Below are 20,512 nucleotides of genomic sequence, written 5' to 3' on the forward strand. Positions count from 1 at the left end.
TATTTGAATTTCCTTCGAAGCTTCCATGATATTGTATCTGATCAAAGTCAAAGTTTTGACGAGAAAACGCATAGTTTGCTCAAGTTTGGGCTTGATGTATTTAATTTAGATATCGCGATTGTTAGTAAAATTGAACAAAATATTTATACCGTGCTCTACGTTATAACACCTGATAATTCTTTAGCTTCTGGTACAACGTTTGATTTAGAAGGCACTTATTGTGTACATACACTCGCAGCAAATGCCGCGCTTACTTTTCATAAAGCGTCGAGTAGTCGCATTGCAAACCACCCATGTTACCTAAATTTCCAGCTCGAATCTTATATTGGGGCGCCAATAAAAGTCGGTTCAAATGTATTCGGTACAGTTAACTTTTCATCACCGGCTGTATCAACTCCCTTTTCACAACAAGCCCATGACTATGTTGAGTTATTTGCACAATGGCTGGGTGCTGAGTTTGCCCGCAAGATCACCAATGAACAGCTTATTAAAAACAACAATACGCTGTTAAAATTAGAGGCTGTAGCAAATATTGGCACGTGGGAAGTTGATTTACTCACTGATAAAGTCACTTGGAGCGAGCAAACACGACGTATTTACCAAGTTAGTGATAGCTATGTTCCTGATCTTAATGCTGCGACTGAATTTTTTAAAGCAGGAGAAAGCAGAGAAAGCATCGTTAATGCAGTGAACTCTGCAATACAAAGTGGCGAGAAATGGCATCTCGACCTCGAACTTGTTACCGCTAATGGACAGACTTTGTGGGTATCAACATTTGGTGAAGCTGAATTATTAAATGGTCGATGTGTGAGGTTATTTGGTACCTTACAAGACGTGACTGAATCGGTCATGCTTCGCGAAGAGTTAAAAAATAAAAAAGCAGAAGCAGAGCGCATGTTAGAAGATAGAAGCATGCTACTAGCTAAAATAAGTCATGAACTCAGGACACCATTGAACGGCATAACCGGAATGTTAACTACGCTATTAGGTGAGCGCCGTGAAGATAAGAGAGTTGAAAAACTAAAGATAGCTTTGCGTAGCGCGGATATTTTATTGAGTATAATTAACGAAGTGCTCGACTTTTCAAAAATAAACCACGGTGAGTTAAAACTCGAACCAAATCATTTTTTATTAAAAACAATTTTTGTTGATCTTGCTTCGTTGTACATTCCATTGTTTAGAGATAGTAAGGTTGATTTTCAAACAAATATAACGATAGCAGATGACTGTTGGGCTTATTGCGATAATGCTCGGCTGAGCCAAATTGCGTCAAACTTATTAAGTAACGCGTTAAAATTCACTGACGAAGGCTTGGTAAAATTTAATGCTGATGTGAATGTAGTCGGTGATAAATTAGCCTTGCATCTTGAAGTGTGTGACAGCGGAAGGGGGATGACCAACTCATTTTTAGATTCATTGTTCTCACCTTTTACACAAGAAATAGACGCCAAAAAGAGTAAAGGTGGTACCGGCTTAGGCTTGGCAATCGTAAAAGAATTGATTGATTTTATGGGGGGGACAATAACGGTTGATAGTACTTTTAATCAGGGTACGACATTTATCGTGGATATCCCACTTGCAGTCGGCGCCGTACAAATCGAAAATAACCCTCGGGTAAACGTTGTCATAGCGGCAACTAATTTATCGGTTTTAGTTGTTGATGATAACCAAATAAACCGATTGGTACTGGACGCTTCGCTTGAAAAATTAAATATTAAAGCCGATTTTGCAGTTGATGGCGAAGACGCAATTTTAAAATGTAAGCAAAAAAAATACGATCTTATTTTTATGGATTGCGTGATGCCGCAGCTGGATGGACTTGAGGCCACTAAAATTTTGCGAGCGCAACATATTTGTCCTTATGCAGATACCTTAATAGTGGCATTAACTGCAAATACATCATCTACCGATAAAGTTGCGTGCAAAGAAGCTGGCATGGATATGTTTATTTCAAAGCCTTTTAAACTACATTCGATTGAGGAAGCGGTAGTTAATGCTGTAGGAAAGAGCAAAACTAAAGAAATAAGCTAGTTTATTAACAGAGAAAAATAACGTGGCCTAATATTTGTATGTTTTTTAATGTGGTATTTGATAAAACGCACTATGATTAGTTTTATTATCGCAATATATTATTATTTCTTTATAGATCTCAACAGCGATGAATCGTATTCTAAGATACGTTATACACTATTGGGTAATGATTGATTACTTAACTGATGGGTACTGTAAATAAATAATAAAGTCTGTATTTTTACTGTTTGAGGCATGGAGTTGAATGAAAAATAGTGGTGTGATTTGTCTCTCGGATGTACTTGAACTGATGCTTGACGCTGTTTGCGTGGTTGACAAGCAAGGCGTATTTGTTTTTGTGAGCGCGGCTTTTAAAGATATTTTTGGTTATGAGCCTTGCGAAGTAATTGGTAAACCAATGCTCGACTTTGTTTATAAAGAAGATATTGAGATCACGCTTGACGCAGTAAATACGTTATTATCTGGGGGCTCTAAACCGCGCTTTGAAAATCGTTGGGTGAGAAAAGACGGGCGAGTGGTGCATATATTATGGTCTGTCCGCTGGTCTGATTCACATCAGTTCAGAATTGCTGTTGCTCATGATATCACCGAGCGCAAAAAATTTGAAAAGCAATTACAACATATGGTGGGACATGATCAGTTAACTGGGTTGCCCAATCGCATGCTGTTACTTGACCGAATTCAATCAACATTAACGAAAGCTGACCGACAGCAAGTTGAATTATCGCTACTATTTATAGATTTTGATGGTTTTAAAGAAGTTAATGATTCATATGGGCATCAATGTGGTGATCGATTATTACAAGCCATTGCTGCTCGGCTGCAAGGGTGTATTCGAGGATCTGATACTGTTGGGCGTTTAGGTGGCGACGAATTTTTAGTCTTACTTCATGGGATTAGCTTACGCTCAGACGTACATAAAACAGCTGAAAAAATCCGCAAAGAGTGCGAACAAGCTTTTGTGATAGATGAACATTCATTACAGCTTTCAGTCAGTATCGGTATCGCCAGTTATCCTGAAATGGGCGAGAATGAACAACAACTTATTCAACATGCAGATCAAGCAATGTATGTTGCAAAAAATGCAGGGGGTAATCGTATTGTCTAAACACGTTACTCCCCTTTGATCAAAATCAACATTTAGCTTTATAACTAATATTTTTACGTCTTTTTTGGTTTGTTAGTTGCTGTCTTTACTTGTAGACATTGAACTGCCAACCGATGCAACTATCACCAAAAGAATGGCTAACCATTGCCAAAGAGTTAATAACTCGCCTAAAATTATAAAGCCAGCAAGTGCCGCAATAGCGGGCTCTAAGCTCATCATAATACTAAACCCTTGTGCAGGCATATTACGCAGTGCAACCATTTCCAGCGTATAAGGTAGGGCACTTGACATAATAGCAACCAATAAACCTAAAGGGATCACTTCCCAGCTTAGTAGTGCACCACCTTGAGAAATAGCACCATAAGGCACTAATATAAGCGCCGCGACACTCATACCAAGGGCAACAGTCATCCCGCCAGAGCTTTGATTCCCCGTTTTTTTGCCAAATAAGATATAGCCAGCCCAACATGCACCAGCACCCAGTGCCAGAATCACGCCCAGTAGATCGAGACTTTCTTCACCTTTCATATCCGGGAGCAACATTACGATCCCCGATATAGCACAGGCGACCCAAAATAAATCTCGCTTACGTCGCGATGATAGCAGCGCTACCGCTAACGGGCCGGTAAATTCAAGGGCGACCGCAATCCCCAATGGAATACGCGCAATGGCGTAGTAAAAAAAAATGTTCATACCGCCTAAGCATAAGCCATAAACAATAATTGGCATGCGTTGACCCAGTGGCGGAAAGGCGCGCCAAGGTTTAAACACTAAGCACAATATCGTTGCTGAAAAACCTAAACGAAGTGCGGTTGTCCCTTCAGGGCCAATTAATGGAAATAGTTGCTTAGCAATTGAAGCGCCTGACTGAATAGTCACCATGGCAAGTAATACACATATAACAGCAATGAAAAAAGGAGAAATAACTCGAGACATAACGTATAAAAAATGAAAAAGGAAATTATCTGCAGAGTGTACAGATTAATGTAACAATTTAATATATTTGCGATAAATAGCAGCCATTAAGTGATGCAGGCTCACGTATTAAACAATGCGTGAGCCTTTATTTACCTTATGAACTCTATTGTTTTGTGATCCAGAATTACTTTATCTTTAATGGGTTTTTGCTTTAAGCGTTTAGCGATAAAGAAAAACATAACTGAGAAAAGTGTGGCTATAAAATCAACAGAATAGCTTTCGTAATAGGGGAGCAGAGCTAAATTATTCAGGCCTTGAATAACACTCGAGATGGGTAAACATACGGTTAAAATCGATAATGTTATTAAGCCAGTATAGCTTGCTTTGTTAGCGCCTAGTGTAAAGCAGTAGGCTAAGGAAATAAAAAAAACAACATAATAACACTGCATATAATGGTGATTAATGTTATTTATCAGTATGTTACTCCATTTTGCTAACAATAATACTGCAACAACAGCGAGCATGGATCCTAAACACACGCCAATCGTTAACTTTGCCATAATATGTGTGCCGGTTTTATTTGCATCTTTTTTCATTCGTTTGTCTATCCATAATAAGTTGCCTGAATAAAAAAGCAATGCGCCGAATAGTCCCATTATAAAGTAAGCCCAGCGACCCCACTCACCGCCATATGTTCCAAAATGCAGTGAAAAGATACTCGCGACAAAATTGCCCCAGAAGCTTTCTTCACCCTGTGGGTAAGTTGATCCGTTGATCTCTAAAGTATACGGGTTCATAAATAAATAATCCGTATCAGGTCCACGTACCACTGCAGAATCATTACTCATTTTAAATACAGCGGAAGGGGACGCTAAATTCAATCGACTGTAGCTAATATGTATTGGCTCATAGCCTGTAGCATAGCCCTTAGCCGCTAGTATTTGTGTATCAATACGTTTCAGTTCGCTGATGTTATAAGCGTGTGTTGCGGTTGGGGGACGCTCAAATAGTGGTTTGTCACCATAAAACTGGGCCAAACCATCATAAATTAAGTCGTGAAAAGCAAATACAATAACAGTAAACGCAATGATCAAATGAAAGGGCAAACTCGCAACGCCAATAAGGTTATGGCTATCTAACCAAAAGCGACTCGGGCCTTTTTCTTTTCGCAGCGCAAAAAATGTTTTTACCAGTGTTGGTAAAAGGATAATTACACCGGACACCAAGGCTAAAAAATACAGTCCTGCAGCAATACCAAGAATGTAAACGCCAGATTGGTCGTGGCCAATTTCACCAATAAAGCCTGCGGTACGGTGTAGGTAATCGATTAAATCAGCAAGTTTATGTTCTGCTTGATCAGCAATTATCAGCTTTTGATCTTCATCAAGATATGCTGTTTGCTGTTGATTATCTAGGTGCATGCCACGAGCTTGACCTTGTGTATACCACGACAGTGGCGCAGCTGTTGTTAAAAGGTCGAGTTCAAAACCTTTTGCCATTTGCTCAGGATAAACAGTGATGGCTTTGTCGACTAAGCTTTGATAGTTTGTAGTAGTGGGATCGGTAAGTGGTGCAGTAGTTGGCTCTGCCCATTGTTGGATTTCATGTTTAAACATGGTCAAACTACCAGCATAAAAGCCGATGAAAAGTACTAAACCTGCAATGATCCCCGTCCATGTATGCACACCTTGGTAGGTGCGTAAAATATCGGCTCTTACTTTCATAATCCACCCCTTAACAGCAAAAATAAACTATACAAAATAACATTTGCTCCACCGAGTATGAGCCAAGCTTGCCTCGCTGAATTAAATAAATAAGTAAAACTAAAGAGCGTGAGCCATAAAATCGGGATCATCCACATATTAAATTGAACCTTGTCTTGGGCATCAATTCCGCCTGGGCCGTACCAAGCAAAAAAAGCAATCAGAATATAAGCCAGCGCTAAACCCAGCAATACACCAGCTAAACTTTTACCAAGCCAAGTTGGTTGAATTTTTTGTCTTTGCTCAGATGTCATTTCTTAGCCCTTTCACTTTAATTAAGCTTGCAAATGGCATGACCATTAAAGCGAGCATCAGTATTAAAATAATAAAGAAGCTTGCTGCTAATTTAGACAGTGTAGAAAAAGAAATGATAATTGCAGTTATAAACAGCATTAGCGCAAGTGTACGCCAGTGTTTAGAAATAGGTTTAGTAAGTAATCTTTGATGGCGATTACTGCAGTAGAGCACAGTTATAGCAATGAGTAAGATAACAATAACGGTAAATTGAGACATAAGAGCAATAATAGTTTATTTTTAATGCCATTCTAAATGATAAGTAAACTCAATTGCAATACTGTAGTTGATATGGTATTTTTTCGCGCAATTTAAAATGTCTCAAAAAAAGGAAATTATTTTGGCTGCTTTATTTAAACGCAATAAGCTTTCACTGCTTATTGCCAGCGCGCTGTTATTTACTCAAGCTCAGGTATTAGCAGATGATGAGGGTAATCGCGAATCAATCGATACTATCGTTGTTACGGGTGAAAAAATAGCAAAATCACTTAAAGACACTATTACCTCAGTTGCGGTCGTCGATAAGTCGTTATTAGAAAATGGTCAGCTAGCATCTGTTTCAGAAGCGCTTGCAGAAATGGCGAATGTAGTGGTGTTAACGGGGTCAGTTCCTGATATGCGTGGTGTGTCAGGTAACGGTGGAGCAACAGGGTTTAATTCGTTTAGTGGTGGCTCTAAAGCGCGAGTATCAACGTTAGTTGACGGTGTAAGTCAGCCGTTTGTCGCTGATTTAACCGGTGATACTGGTTTGTGGGATATGGAGCAAATAGCAGTGTATCGAGGTCCACAATCAACAAGTAATGGTCGTAATAGCATTGCTGGCGCTGTTTATATGACAACCAAAGCACCGACTCAAGACTTTGAAGGCGCAGTGCGAGTCGGTTACCGCAATCAAGATAGCTACCTTGACACCGCAGCCGTTGTTTCCGGTGCATTAGTTGAAGATGTACTTGCTTTTAGGTTATCGACTCAATATGTTGATGGTGAAACTTACAGTAACCCAACTGTCTATGAAACAAATCCGACAGATCGCGATCTAAATAAATTAAACACCTCAAGCACCCGAGCAAAATTACTTTATACTCCATTTGATGATCTATCAATTCAACTAAGTTATTCAAACTACAGTGAAAAAGGAAATTCTGGTCGTCATTATTATGAAGGTGACAACCCATCTGATTATATACCACTGTTTCAACGTATAATGGATACAGATTCAGATACAACACAAATCGATTTTGAATATAAGATTGATGAGAACTTCTCTGTGGATCTGCTGGTGGCATATATGGATTATCATTGGGCGTTTGATGCTTATGAGCCGCTAGCAACAGCAGAATCTGATGTTACTATGGATGAAAAAAATATTACCATTGATGGTAAATTAAACTTCGGTCTTAGTAGTGATTTTTACTCAGGTTTTATTGGCTTAGCTTATTTCGATCGAGATCAAGATTTCGACAGTACTGGAGCAACAGATTATTTTGGTGATGATAGCAGTGATTCGATAGCTATTTACTCAGAGGCAAGCTTCAACCTAACAGATAAGTTAATAGTAACAGGTGGCTTGCGGGTTGAACATGAAAGTCAACTTCGTAACTTTAACATGGCATTTAGAGGCGATACCTTAGCTGAACAGCTAGATGATTCTAATACTATTAAATTACCTACCTTAGCTATTCAATACAAAGTTACCGAGGCAACTACTTTATCAGCCAGTGCGCGGCGTGGTTATAATTCCGGCGGTGGTGCACTCGACTTTAATGCTGAAGATTATTATTACTATGATGAAGAAACTGTTAATACCTATGAGGTAGGCACACGTAGTGTATTAAATAACGGCGACATTAATATCAGTGCAAATGTCTTTTACAATAACTTTGACGGTTATCAGGCATTAAGTTCAGATCGTAGAATTACTAATATCGATGACGCTCATAGTTATGGTTTAGAGCTTGAGGCTTACAGTATGTTAGGTGAGCAATGGCAGTTACATGCTGGTCTAGGATTGTTAAAAACAAAAATTGACGCATCTACAACGTATTCTGAAGCGGTTGGTAACGAACTTAATTCAGCCCCTTCATTTACAGCCAGTTTAGGTCTGTCTCATTGGTTTACTGACAACCTTAAAATCAATGTCAGTGCAAATTATGTCGATGAGTATTACGGTGATCTTACTAACAGTGAAGAGCGCATGGCAGGTGATTACACTATTACTCGCGCTACAATAAGCTATGACACAATGAATTGGTTAATTAGCGCTTATATTAATAATGCCTTTGATGAACAAGGTTATACCAGTGTAGAGCCTGTAAGTGGCAGGTATCCAACTGGTTATGTCTCTGTTGTTAGCCCACAAACATTAGGTGCTTCAGTTACTTATCGTTTTTAGCTACTCTAAAACCTTAGGCTGTTGCTGTATAAAAGCCTGAGGTTTTTAATCCAGAGATCCGTTAACTTAATTTAAACTTATTTATTTGTGTATTTAAATTAATCGCAACTTGCGCGAGTTCACTAGACGAAGACGAAATTTGTGCGGTTTGCGACTTCGACTGCATACTGGCATCTTGAATACCAGTTAAGCGTTCAGCTATATCTTCGGTTACTTGTGCTTGTTGCTCGGATGCAGCTGCAATGGTTCGGTTTGCATCTGAAATTAAGCGCACTTGGGTGCTTATTTCTTTGAGCATTGAGCCCACTTTTTCTGAGTTTGATACTGCGTCTTTAACCCGCGTATCACTGCTACGGATCCGTTCGGTTACAGCGTTACTTGCAGACTGTAAGCTATTGATTTTTTGTTGTATCTCAACTGTTGAGCTTTGTGTTCTGCTCGCTAATGTCCTTACCTCGTCGGCAACGACGGCAAAACCTCGACCTTGTTCGCCAGCTCGTGCGGCCTCAATTGCAGCATTAAGTGCTAATAGATTAGTTTGTTCAGCAATATTGCTGATCACATTTAAGATCACCGCTACTTCGTTAACTGAAGATTCGAGATCATTTAAATCATTAATTGACTCGGTTAATATTTCAGCAACCGATTCGACAGAATGAATACTCTGATTAACGACATCGATCCCTGCTTGTGTTTTAGCATCTGCATCTCCTGCGTTTTGAGCCGCTTCAGAGCAGTTTTTTGATACTTCTTTGACGGCGGTGGAGTTTTCATATACTGAACTTGAGATCACCTCAATTGCTTGACTCTGCTCGTCATTAAGCTGTCTTGCCTGCTGTGCAATAGAATCTAGCTCGTTTGCAGCAATTTGGGCTTGTTGGGATTGCGAGTTAATTTCTGACAGTAAGGTAGATAGTTTATCGATCATAATATTAAAACTGGCTGATAACTCTGCAATTTCATCGTTACCGGAGTGAGCAATTTTATGCGTTAAATCACCATTGGCGATTCGTTGTGCTTCATTGACTAATAGCGTGGTTGTCTTTATTACGCGCTTCTCAAGCTGTAAGTAGCATAAAATTAAAATAGTGATTATAACTAATACCATCACAATACTAATAAGGCTTAAATTAGCAACACGATTGTTATTATTCATTACTTCTTGCAAGCTGCTGTTTTCTACCGCAGCTAAAAATTCTTGCACCGGTGTCTGTATTTTAGCTACTTCATCCATATATCCCTTATCGGTTAGCAGTCCTATTGCCTGTACCCACTGTTTTGATTCGCTCGTATTTAATAATGATGGTGATTGCCCAGCAAAACTACTTACCAATTGAAAAGCTTGTTCTTCAGTGTTGACTAACTGCAAAGAGAGCGAGTTAGATTTATTTAGCAAAGCAAGTTCTTGTTCATTTACATTAAATTCTTTTAAGCGATCAATATAAGATTTTTTACGACCGTCTAACCAGGGTTCAGTTCCTTCAATTTGATTTACAAGTTCATAGTATTGTTTTTTATAGCTAGGTTGTAGGGTGACAACATATTGTCGGGCGAGTTCTGTTAGCTCGATAGAGTTGGAGGCCGACAGCTTAGCAAAATGACTTAGCTGATAGCGTTGCTGAGCTGATTGTTGACTATCAGATAATCCTGTTTTTAACAGTAATATGATAATGAGTAGCCCTGCTGCAATTGTGATTGCTAGAGCAAAAACAGTTCTTAGCATTAATCTTATTGTCAAAATTGCCTCTGATGCGATTTAATAATAATGCTAAATAACTATAGAATATAATTTCAATTAACTAAAGAATTCATGAATTTTATTTGCAAACTAGGAAGATTTGGATACGCATTAAATTAGTGAGCAGATTGCAAGAGTATGATAAAAGTGACAACAACATTGACAAGCCTCAAAGCATTGAGGCGTTGTTTTGCGTGAATAATATTTTGTAGCTTATAGTCGGTCGGCTGGATAAATAACACCAAGTTGCTGTCTTGCTTTATCAAGTACAGCCATCACATTGATACTTAGTTGATGGGTATTGATAGGTGATTCGAGTTGTCCTGCGTTGGCAATTGTAATGAAATGGGCAACTTCGTGGCGCATAAAGTGTTCATCAAATGGCTGTGATAATTCTTCAACACTGCCATCATTAGCAATAAATTGTATCTGTTTTAATAACGAAACGGCTTCAATTCTGATACGGCCCAGCTCACCTTGGATTTCTGTAAAATTATCACCTTGAGATATTTTTGAATAACTGATCACTGCTTGCTTATCACTATAATTTAGTAATACATCACCAGCACCATCTACCCCTGTTTCAAGTAATACTCCACTGGCTTTTACCGTGTTTGGTGCACCCCAAAGTGCAATCAAGATATATAGCGGATAAACCCCTAAATCGACGAGCGCACCATTAGCGAATGCTGGCAAAAAGGTGTTAGGGCGCTCACCATTTTTGTATTTATCATAGCGTGATGAATATTGACTATACTGACCTATGTATTTACGTGGCGTCCCAATTTTGGCAATGGCTTGTTGTAAAACGGCAAAGTTAGGCAAGTGAGTGGTCATCATCGCTTCCATATAAAGGCGATTATTTTGTTTTGCTGCGTCCACTATCGCGGCTAATTCTTGGCTATTTGCTGCTGCAGGTTTTTCACCTAACACGTGTTTTCCTGCATTTAAACAGGCCACAGCATAGCTTTTATGCAAACTATTGGGGGCTGCTATATATACAGCGTCTACACTGTCGTCGCTGCATACTTGCTCAATAGTCGTAAATACTTTTGCATTTTTTATAGCGTGCTTAGCTAAAAATGCATGACCGCTTTGTTCGGCTCGCGAACATACGCCATATAATGAAAACTCACTGACTGTTTTAGCCGCTGCAAGTAAAGTATCGCTAATAAAATTAGTGCCGACTATCACAAAATTCATGGTCACTCCTGATTGTTGAATTGTGCAAGCCAAGCTTGCCAGTCTGCCTCAAAGCCTAACATTTGTTGGTGCTTTTTAGCTAATAGGTGTTTTTGTTTATCTTCACTGGCTTGAAATGGACCTACTCGGCACAGCGAACAGCTATCAACTGCTAAGTAGCTTGGTATAGTTAATCGATTATGGAGTTCAGTCGTTTCTTTGGGGCTGAATACATAAGTGGTGCCACTGGTGTCTTTTACGTGTTTGTCACGATCAACATTACGGATTTTATAGCCAGGGAAAGGACTGATATCAAATGGCATTTGGCCGATATAGCGTGATGCTAAGCCATAATTTAAGCTGCCTTCAATATTCCACTCACGATATGGTTTAACATCTTTTGAGGTGATGTAGCACAACATTGGGCCATTGTTATCAAGAGCATAGCTGGTGGCATATTTAATATATTGGTGTAGCAAAGCCCGGTTGAGGGTGTTCATACTGGTTGTTTGGGTGTTTTCACGATAAGCACTCTCCCCGACAAAAGCAGGAATAAGCGGAAATTGAAAAATCACCACATCAAATAGCTCGCCATTTAAGCGTTGCCAGGCTTGTGGGTCAGTCACATCAAAACTATCAAGTACCGTAATGTGATGATCTTGCAGTGCATTTAGTGCGTTATCAGCATATTTGGAGGTGATCGTGGCTGCACTATCATAGGTAGAAGCAACTAACTTGGCCGGCTTTAGATCAGTAGATAAAGCATGAGAAAACGATAAGTCGCCATCGCCAACGGTAAGGATCCGCCAATTAGGATTTAAATACATTAATTCAATTATTCTAGTGGTGTGTTTTTAGCATCATGATCAATTAAACGTAAAAACGCTAAGCGAGTCTTTAGTCCTTCAATCGCGATTTGTTTGATAATTAAATTAAACGTGATTAATACTGCAAACGCAATATGAATAGGGCCATGAGTAAAGCCTGCGTCAGGATCGAAGAGCATTAAGCCAAACAGTAAAAAGAGTACCACGAGTGCAATTTCAAGCCATTGATTAGAATAAAACGATAATCGGCCTTCACTCTTATGATCTTTCTTGATTTGAATAGCACAAAAAAAAGGGATCACTTTAATTTTGAAATGAGCGCTTTTCTCAACATAGTTTTCACCGAGTTGATCAAGCTGTTGGCGCAATTGGTCTATCATTTTAGTTCCTCAAAAAGCAGTGCACGGATGGTACATTAATCCGTTTTAAAGGGCGAGCTAGTTAGGGTATAAACTAATGCCTATTACTAATATATGGCAAACAAACACCACTGAGGTTAATACAAAGCGCATTTTTTGATAATCAGCATGGTAGCTTTGCCATTGCGGGCTGGTTTTTTCAAATAGTAATACCAGCCAAAAACTAACCGCTAACCAAGCCAAGGTTATGTGTTGTGGTAAAAAAGCTAAAAAGCCAAGCGGTAAAATCGGTAGTATAGCCTTAATCGCATCTCGATAACTCTGTTGTCCAGCGTGCCATAAGTTACCACTCATAAAAGCCAAAATTGCAATACTATAAAAAGTAAAAAACTGCATATTAAAGTTATTACTACCGACTAATAACGGCCAACCGACACACGCTAAAAAGGGCAATAAGCCTAAATAGCCTAACTGGATATGATTGATGAATTTATTCATGGCTTACCCCAAAATTAACTAAAAATACGTATTCGCGATATTTTTCAGTGAGCATTGTAACATTAGACGCAAAAAAAGCTTTAGCCCTATCTGTCCAGATGACAATGACCGCTTCAGTCAATAAAATCGATTGAATTAATCTAAACAATCAATTTTATTAATTTTTATTTACACCTTATTGTATTACTCAAGCCAACGCAGCAACCTGCGTTGTTTACACTTTAAATAAACAAATGAGGAATACTATGAGCACTTCATTAATTAACACTAAATTACAACCTTTCAATGCAACGGCTTACCACAATGGTGATTTTGTTGAACTATCAGAACAAGATGTTTTAGGTAAGTGGTCTATTTTCTTTTTCTACCCAGCTGATTTTACCTTTGTATGTCCTACGGAACTGGGTGATGTTGCAGATCACTACGCGCAATTACAAGAAATGGGTGTAGAGGTTTACTCCGTATCGACTGATACTCACTTTACTCACAAAGCATGGCACGATACATCAGACACTATTGGTAAAATTACTTACCCTATGATCGGTGACCCAACAGGACGTATTACACGTAACTTTGGTGTAATGATCGAAGACGAAGGCCTAGCACTTCGCGGTACGTTTGTAATGAACCCTGAGGGCGAAATCAAAATCATTGAAACACATGATTTAGGTATTGGCCGTAGTGCCAAAGAACTAGTACGTAAAGTACAAGCGGCACAATACATTGCGACTCATGATGGTGAAGTATGTCCGGCTTCTTGGCAGCCAGGTGAAGAAACATTAGCACCATCGCTTGATTTAGTTGGCAAAATTTAAATCTACTATTACAAAGCATTAATATGCTTGACGGCTCATCATCACAATTTTATTAAGCACATTAGCGTGATGATGGGCATTTTTGCTAAAACAAGGGTAAGTCATGTTAGATACCAACATTAAAAATCAATTAAAAAGTCACTTTGCAGCTATTGCTGATCCTGTTGAGCTACTTATCGCCTTGGATGACAGCAAAAAATCAATAGAAATTGACAATTTAGCCAACGATATTGCGTCGTTGAGCGACAAATTTTTGGTGCGAGATAATCCAGATAGTGGCGTACGCCGTCCATCAATAACGGTATCTTCACCTATTCGAGATAGCCAAATTACCTTTGCTGGTGTGCCGATGGGGCATGAGTTTACCAGTTTGGTATTAGCGTTGTTACATACGGGCGGGCATCCGAGTAAGGCGTCGGCTGCAGATCTTGACCAAATCAAGTCACTGACTCAGCCACTTGAGTTTGAAGTGTATATTTCATTAAGTTGCCAAACATGCCCGCAAGTCGTACAAGCGCTTAATTTAATGGCTGCTAATAATAGCAACATCAAAGCAACTATGATTGATGGGGCATTATTTCAAGATGAAGTAGAGCAGCGAAATATACTTGCAGTACCCGCGGTGTACTTAAATGGCCAGCCCTTTAGCCAAGGTGCGATGAGCTTAACTGATATTTTAAATAAAGTTGATAGTAAAGGGGCAGAGCGCCAAGCCGCTTCTCTCAATGAAAAATCACAATTTGATGTGCTTGTCGTAGGTGGTGGTCCTGCTGGTGCATCTGCAGCAATTTATTCAGCACGTAAGGGCTTAAATACGGGCATTGTTGCTGACCGGTTTGGTGGACAAGTAGCTGATACGCTAGCAATCGAAAATTTTATATCTATTAAAGCAACCGAGGGGCCTAAGCTCGTAGCTCAGCTTGAAGAGCATGTTAAAGAGTACGATGTAGATGTCATGCATAATCAACGAGCCGTCGCTCTTAGTTATAAAAATGGTTATGAAATCACGCTTGAAAACGGAGCTGTGCTCAGTACTAAATCGTTAGTACTGGCAACGGGCGCTCGCTGGCGTGAAATGAACGTAGCTGGTGAACAACAATACCGTGGTCATGGTGTAGCGTATTGTCCACATTGTGATGGACCGTTATTTAAAGGCAAACCTGTTGCCGTTATTGGTGGTGGTAATTCGGGTATAGAAGCGGCAATTGATTTAGCTAATATTGTTGAGCACGTTACGGTACTTGAATTTGCAGATACGTTACGCGCCGATGACGTCCTTATTCGTAAAGCCAATAGCTTAGAGAATATCACCATTATTAAGAATGCCCAGACTACAGAAGTACTCGGTGATGGTAAAAAAGTGACGGGCTTAAGCTATACTGACCGCACCTCAGGTGAGAACAAACAGTTAAACTTAGCCGGTATATTTGTGCAAATTGGCTTAATACCTAACACTGAATGGTTAAAAGACAGTAATGTTGAACTCAGTCAGTTTGGCGAAATAATAATAGATGCAAAAGGAGCGACATCTTTAGCGGGAGTATATGCTGCGGGAGATGCAACGACCACACCATTTAAGCAAATCATCATTGCGATGGGCAGTGGTGCAACAGCAAGCCTAGGGGCATTTGATTACTTAATTCGTCAAACACCTAGTGAAGAGCAACGCGTAGCATAAATCAAATTATAGTCTCTTGATATAACAGCTCCCACCCATAGCTGTTTGTTCACCCAAGCCGCCCTCTCCAAAGGCGGCTTTTTTGGATAAAAAATTGTGCTAGTATTTAGGCTTATTTTTTTAAAGAGTTTTAGCATGTATCAAGGAAGTTGTTTGTGTAACAAGGTCACAGTGCAAATTGATGGCCCGATCCAGAGCATTATTCATTGCCACTGCTCGTTGTGTCGTAAAGCCAGTGGCACTGCATTTGCAACCAATGGATTTATCTCTCGTGTTGACTTTAAAGTAACCAAAGGCAATGAGTGGTTAAGCAGCTTTGAATTTAAACCAGGGCGTATCCGCTATTTTTGTAGTGCATGCGGTAGCCCAATTTACAGTGAAAACCTTGATGATATAAGCAGACTAAGGTTGCGTCTGGGTATACTCGATAGTGATATTACAGAGCGGCCAATTAGTCATAATTTTGTCAGCTCAAAAGCGAATTGGGAGCAAATAAATGCTGATATCCCACACTATGATGGTTTTGAACCGACCCGCTAAGTTCGTTGGCTGATAGTGTTTTTATAATAAGTAAACTGGTAAATAGTCTGTGCCGCAACTCTCTGTTGCTTTTAAAGCAGTTGTTTCCCAGTACTTGTTCATTGGTACTGAGCCGCGGTTATAAATTGTTCAAAACTCTCACACCACACAATAACAGTGTTAAAGCGTGCAATATTAATATCGGCTGGCACCTTAATTATAAAACCATCGAATGTATTTATGCTTGCAACCCTTGTCATTGTGCCTTTATAGGCTAAAAAATCGGCTTCATTATCAATAAAGCGATTAGCTAAATAAAGTTGGTAATCTGGGCCTGGGCTCAAGGTGCCATCAAAAGAGATCATTGCATTGGTTAATCTGACTTGGCCGTTACCATAATGCAAAGCATCGGAGCCTGCGAGGTCAGCTTTGAATTCACCACTATAAAGTGCTTGCTGAGCATGTGTGGCTAGCTCAAGTTTGCTGGGGGATGGTGGGGCCGTTAAAATTGGCAGTGTGTATAACCCCGCAACAAAGCCAACACAAAATATCATCAGATAAACGACTACCTGCCACAATTTACGCATCATAATAAGACCTTATCCATGAGAGTATTCAGTATATAGGGCAAAACAAGCGGATGCCTTCATCTATAGTTATAAGCTAGCTTACAAAATTGGATTGGGCGAGTTCAATCTTAATTTAAGTATTTACTTTATTAGGGTGCTTGACCCTATTGTGAACTGACTTAGTTGTTAGCTCGCAATAAGTAATGTGAGCTATGGTGTCGCTAATTTAGGTGAAAAACTTTTCTCGATGATAATGCGAGATCTCGTTCTTTTTCACCAAAAAATTGTTGATAAAGCTGCGCAAACTTACCGTTTTTTTGAAGTTTTAGTAACCCTGCCTCTAACTCCATTAGTAAAGCATCGTTTTGTTTATGAGTGTAAAAATAATAATGACTCGGGTATTGCAACATGATCGTTGGTTCAATCATTAAGTTTTGATGCTGCAGTTTAGTCACCTCAGCGGCAATAGCTGATACAGAGCGAGGAAAATAATCTGCCAAACCTGTCTCGAGTGCTCTAGTCATGCCTTTATAATCTAGCTCACCATTAACAGTGAAGCCATTGCGGATAAGTACATCATAATCAGACCAACTTTGCTTTTGTAATGCGATTAAAGGCTTAAGCTGTGCTGAAGTTGATATTTCAGCGAAGCGCGGTTGTTGATTTTTATTAATTATTAGTAATCGCTTGCCGTGTAAACCTTGGTAAATTGACAATGAGGTATGATGTAAATCTGGGTAGCTAGTAGCAGGGAGCGATAGCCAAGCTAAATTAATACTGCTTGCTTTTGACAACTCTTCCACCACGCGTTTTTTATTCATTGGTCTAATGGAGTATATAAAATTAACCTGTTTTCCTTGCTCAGCAAAGGCGAGCGTTAACAGCGCATGAATATAGTGATTACGAGGGGTATCGGTGTTGCTGGGGCTGGCTAAATGAAGATTAACGATTGCTTCATTTGCGTGTACAAAGCTAGTAAACGCCAGAGGCAATAACAATAACCAGAGCACGCCAAAATTATACAATTTCATCATTGAGCTATAACTTAAAATTTTATGACTCTAGTATAGCAAAATTATAATACCTTATTTTTGCAAAAAATATTATAAAAACGTAGAGGCTTTTGAATTACGTATTATACTTGTAAATATTAAAGATGTAGCTTTGGAATACTATGTTAAATAATTATTTGGTCCGTTCCCGTTTAATTGTATTAGCGCTTTTACCTGTTGTAATATTTACGATTACTGCCATATATTCAATTAGTACTATGGGAGGGTTAGTCAAAGGAATTGACAGTTTATATGAAAACCGTGTCGTACCATTGAAACAGATAAAAACAGTGTCAGATAACTACGCAGTTAATATTGTTGATTTACTTCATAAATTTAGAGCTGGGACTATAAGCCAAAATGATTTATTAGCGGCAGTACAGCAGTCTCAAAATACAGCCGATAAAGAATGGAATACTTACCTTAGTACAGACTTAATCAGTGAAGAAAAAAGCTTAGTAAATACTGTTGAACAAAAACTTAAGCCAGTTCAAGCGCACCTCAAAAATTTGTTGAATAAAATACGCAATGGGGATTTCCAGTCACTCTCTCAACAGCAGTTTGTTACTGATCTATATGATGTATTCGATCCGTTAAGTGCGAGCTATCAAGCTTTAATAGAGCTGCAATTAAATGAAGCGAATCACTTTAAAAAACAAGCCGACGAAAACTTTGCGTTAGTAAGTCTAGTGATGAAATTATCAGTAGCACTGTTGATTTTTTTGTTGTTAGCCATTGCTTATTTTATTTATCGTTCAATTCAAAATCCATTGATGGCGCTGCGCGATACCATTACGCAAATTGCAAATAATGCTGACTTGCGAATACGAGCCAATGTACTTGGTGAAGATGAAATTGCAGATACTGCGCGAAACTTTAATAATATGTTGTCACGTATACATACTTTAGTAACCGATGTATCTGGGGCGACGTTAACTTTATCTTCTGCGGCAGAAGAAATGAACTCAATTAGTGAGCAAGTGGCCTCAACAGCCACAGAGCAAGAGCAACAGTCTACAATGATTGCGACAGCCATTACGCAAATGAGTAGTGCGATTGAACAAGTGGCACAAAATGCGATGGCCACATCAGAAAAAGCCACTAATGCAGATAGTAAAGCACAACAAGGGCAGCAAGCCGTTGCTGATAATATTAGCTCAATCCAAACGTTATCTAAGTTAGTAAATACAAATACACAATTAATAAACGATCTTAATACACAAACAAATGATATAAATCAGGTTGTAATGATGATCCAAGGCGTTGCAGAGCAAACTAACTTACTGGCTTTAAATGCTGCGATTGAAGCCGCAAGAGCAGGGGATTCTGGTCGTGGTTTTGCTGTTGTTGCCGATGAAGTAAGGCAGCTTGCTCATAATACCCAAAAAGCCACAGCGAGTATTAATGAAATGATCAGCAAGCTACAAGGTATGGCTCAACAAGCTGTTGTTGCTATGGGCAACGCTGAAAGTAGTGCACAAGAAAGTGTTGATCATGCAGAATATTCATCACAAGTTTTAACTGAAATAAATCAAGAGGTAACCGAAATTGCCGATATGAACACGCAAGTGTCAACAGCCACTGAAGAGCAAAAAATGGTGGCCAATGAATTAAGTAGTAACATCAACGAGTTTAGTTCTAGTATTGCATCAGTGAGTGAAAGTTCACAGCAAAACGCACAAGCATCACAGGAGTTGGCCTTACTCGCAAGTATGTTACAACAACAAGTAAATGAGTTTAAAATATAACACTGTAATGAGTGTACCTTGTTATTAATAGAGTACGAATGACAAGGTACAGTCTAAATTTATTCGTTTTCACAAGGTTTGGTTCGCGCAGTTTTGTGACAACATCAGCAAAAAAAATAAGCTGCCACACACTTTTTTATAGATAAAATCATTGTTCTATAGCTGTATGCTTTGCAAATGTTGCTGTGCAGCCACAATCCCCATTTGGTAACCATCGCTGAGCTTTTGATAGTTTTTAGTGGTGCGGCCAACGTTAAAGTCAGCCGGTGGTGCGATGATATTTATTTTACAGTCTGCAGGTGGATTATGAATAAACGCAATACTGGCATTATAGTTATCAGCTCGCGCTAAAGATGCACTGGCAAGTGCCGGGTGGTTTTTATAAATGCGGCGTGTAAACCATGGGGCCTTACTGGTTTTTTTACGATATCCAAGTGGTTGTGATAAAACGACCGTGATTTCTTCAGCTCCCATTTGATAGGCTTTTCGGATCGGAATTGAATCAGCCACACCGCCATCGGTCATGGCAACACCATCTATGACTGGGTAATCTCGATAAGCAATAGGAATCGCACAGGAGGCTTTTAACTGTTGCTCCATTTGCTCTGCTGTCGCTTTTAAATATTGCGCTGATGCTGTGTCTATATCGGTAGCGACAATATAAAATTCACAGTTCTGTGTTGCAAATGTGCCAAGATCTAAACGAATATCAGCCATGGTGGTTTGCCATAACCAATCTAAGTCAAATAAATGTCCGCCACGGATAAAGCGCGCTAAATTAATAAACTCGGGTCGACATGAATAATCAGTGATCACTTTATGATTACGTTTAGCTTGTTGGCATAAATAAGCCGCAATATTAGTTGCCCCAGCAGAAACACCAAAGCAGCGATTAAATGGTTGGTATTGTGCCCCTAAGAACGCATCAAGTACGCCGGTGGCAAATATGCCGCGCATTGCACCACCTTCTACAACAAGGGTGTGTTTGTTGTTGCTCACCAAATTTTCTCCTTTAACTACT

At 39.3% G+C, this 20,512-nt stretch carries 18 protein-coding genes; 7 read left to right on the forward strand and 11 right to left on the reverse strand.

Going from position 1 to position 20,512, the window contains the following annotated elements; translation table 11 throughout:
• The first annotated feature begins 3 nt into the window (after nucleotides 1–3).
• Both H5154_RS06255 and H5154_RS06260 read left to right on the forward strand, forming a co-directional pair.
• The gene (locus H5154_RS06255; protein ID WP_182717760.1) at nucleotides 4–2,031 is read left to right on the forward strand and encodes an ATP-binding protein; all 2,028 of its coding nucleotides are present in this window, start codon (nucleotides 4–6) and stop codon (nucleotides 2,029–2,031) included.
• A gap of 244 nt (nucleotides 2,032–2,275) precedes the next feature.
• Complete coding sequence (locus H5154_RS06260; protein ID WP_145234228.1) at nucleotides 2,276–3,139, forward strand: diguanylate cyclase domain-containing protein; 864 nt, start codon at nucleotides 2,276–2,278, stop codon at nucleotides 3,137–3,139.
• Between the two features lie 72 nt (nucleotides 3,140–3,211).
• On the opposite strand, the gene H5154_RS06265 is transcribed toward H5154_RS06260, so the two are convergent.
• The 3 genes from H5154_RS06265 to H5154_RS06275 all read right to left on the reverse strand — a co-directional run bounded on the left by H5154_RS06265 (nucleotide 3,212) and on the right by H5154_RS06275 (nucleotide 6,074).
• Nucleotides 3,212–4,075, reverse strand: a complete 864-nt coding sequence (locus H5154_RS06265; protein ID WP_182717761.1) for a DMT family transporter — start codon at nucleotides 4,073–4,075, stop codon at nucleotides 3,212–3,214.
• Nucleotides 4,076–4,206: 131 nt separating this feature from the next.
• Nucleotides 4,207–5,781 carry a PepSY domain-containing protein gene (locus H5154_RS06270; protein ID WP_182717762.1) on the reverse strand — a complete coding sequence of 525 codons (1,575 nt, stop codon included), beginning with the start codon at nucleotides 5,779–5,781 and terminating at the stop codon, nucleotides 4,207–4,209.
• On the reverse strand, nucleotides 5,778–6,074 hold the full coding sequence (locus H5154_RS06275; protein WP_145234221.1) for a hypothetical protein: 297 nt from the start codon (nucleotides 6,072–6,074) through the stop codon (nucleotides 5,778–5,780). The genes H5154_RS06270 and H5154_RS06275 overlap by 4 nt, the downstream gene beginning before the upstream one ends.
• Before the next feature lie 356 nt (nucleotides 6,075–6,430).
• On the opposite strand from H5154_RS06275, the gene H5154_RS06285 reads away from it, so the two are divergent.
• Nucleotides 6,431–8,506, forward strand: a complete 2,076-nt coding sequence (locus H5154_RS06285; protein ID WP_179959130.1) for a TonB-dependent receptor — start codon at nucleotides 6,431–6,433, stop codon at nucleotides 8,504–8,506.
• A 61-nt stretch (nucleotides 8,507–8,567) separates the two neighbouring features.
• On the opposite strand, the gene H5154_RS06290 is transcribed toward H5154_RS06285, so the two are convergent.
• The 5 genes from H5154_RS06290 to H5154_RS06310 all read right to left on the reverse strand — a co-directional run bounded on the left by H5154_RS06290 (nucleotide 8,568) and on the right by H5154_RS06310 (nucleotide 13,110).
• The gene (locus H5154_RS06290) at nucleotides 8,568–10,229 is read right to left on the reverse strand and encodes a methyl-accepting chemotaxis protein (protein ID WP_182784241.1); all 1,662 of its coding nucleotides are present in this window, start codon (nucleotides 10,227–10,229) and stop codon (nucleotides 8,568–8,570) included.
• A gap of 228 nt (nucleotides 10,230–10,457) precedes the next feature.
• Complete coding sequence (locus H5154_RS06295; protein ID WP_145234213.1) at nucleotides 10,458–11,447, reverse strand: Gfo/Idh/MocA family protein; 990 nt, start codon at nucleotides 11,445–11,447, stop codon at nucleotides 10,458–10,460.
• Between the two features lie 2 nt (nucleotides 11,448–11,449).
• Nucleotides 11,450–12,253 (reverse strand): class I SAM-dependent methyltransferase, encoded by an 804-nt coding sequence (locus tag H5154_RS06300; protein ID WP_182717765.1) that lies wholly within the window; start codon nucleotides 12,251–12,253, stop codon nucleotides 11,450–11,452.
• A gap of 8 nt (nucleotides 12,254–12,261) precedes the next feature.
• Nucleotides 12,262–12,633, reverse strand: coding sequence for a hypothetical protein (locus H5154_RS06305; RefSeq protein ID WP_145234209.1), 372 nt, complete (start codon nucleotides 12,631–12,633; stop codon nucleotides 12,262–12,264).
• A gap of 57 nt (nucleotides 12,634–12,690) precedes the next feature.
• Complete coding sequence (locus tag H5154_RS06310; RefSeq protein WP_149980032.1) at nucleotides 12,691–13,110, reverse strand: DUF3429 domain-containing protein; 420 nt, start codon at nucleotides 13,108–13,110, stop codon at nucleotides 12,691–12,693.
• A 245-nt stretch (nucleotides 13,111–13,355) separates the two neighbouring features.
• Here H5154_RS06310 and ahpC point away from each other — a divergent pair, with 245 nt between their 5' ends.
• From ahpC to H5154_RS06325, 3 genes are all read left to right on the forward strand, one after another.
• Complete coding sequence (ahpC, locus tag H5154_RS06315; protein ID WP_145234205.1) at nucleotides 13,356–13,925, forward strand: alkyl hydroperoxide reductase subunit C; 570 nt, start codon at nucleotides 13,356–13,358, stop codon at nucleotides 13,923–13,925.
• A 103-nt stretch (nucleotides 13,926–14,028) separates the two neighbouring features.
• A complete protein-coding gene (ahpF, locus tag H5154_RS06320; RefSeq protein WP_182717766.1) occupies nucleotides 14,029–15,603 on the forward strand; it encodes an alkyl hydroperoxide reductase subunit F in 1,575 nt (524 codons plus the stop codon).
• Nucleotides 15,604–15,738: 135 nt separating this feature from the next.
• Complete coding sequence (locus H5154_RS06325) at nucleotides 15,739–16,143, forward strand: GFA family protein (RefSeq protein WP_182717767.1); 405 nt, start codon at nucleotides 15,739–15,741, stop codon at nucleotides 16,141–16,143.
• A gap of 98 nt (nucleotides 16,144–16,241) precedes the next feature.
• Here H5154_RS06325 and H5154_RS06330 read toward each other — a convergent pair whose 3' ends face one another.
• Together H5154_RS06330 and H5154_RS06335 are read right to left on the reverse strand one after the other, a co-directional pair.
• Complete coding sequence (locus H5154_RS06330) at nucleotides 16,242–16,712, reverse strand: DM13 domain-containing protein (protein WP_145234199.1); 471 nt, start codon at nucleotides 16,710–16,712, stop codon at nucleotides 16,242–16,244.
• A 200-nt stretch (nucleotides 16,713–16,912) separates the two neighbouring features.
• A complete protein-coding gene (locus tag H5154_RS06335; protein WP_259398462.1) occupies nucleotides 16,913–17,725 on the reverse strand; it encodes a transporter substrate-binding domain-containing protein in 813 nt (270 codons plus the stop codon).
• A 140-nt stretch (nucleotides 17,726–17,865) separates the two neighbouring features.
• On the opposite strand from H5154_RS06335, the gene H5154_RS06340 reads away from it, so the two are divergent.
• Nucleotides 17,866–19,491, forward strand: coding sequence for a methyl-accepting chemotaxis protein (locus tag H5154_RS06340; protein WP_182717769.1), 1,626 nt, complete (start codon nucleotides 17,866–17,868; stop codon nucleotides 19,489–19,491).
• A gap of 156 nt (nucleotides 19,492–19,647) precedes the next feature.
• On the opposite strand, the gene H5154_RS06345 is transcribed toward H5154_RS06340, so the two are convergent.
• On the reverse strand, nucleotides 19,648–20,493 hold the full coding sequence (locus H5154_RS06345) for a patatin family protein (protein ID WP_259398468.1): 846 nt from the start codon (nucleotides 20,491–20,493) through the stop codon (nucleotides 19,648–19,650).
• Nucleotides 20,494–20,512 lie beyond the last annotated feature (19 nt).

It is taken from the genome of Pseudoalteromonas sp. SR44-5 (genome assembly GCF_014163675.1).
In the GTDB taxonomy this organism is placed as follows: domain Bacteria; phylum Pseudomonadota; class Gammaproteobacteria; order Enterobacterales; family Alteromonadaceae; genus Pseudoalteromonas; species Pseudoalteromonas rhizosphaerae.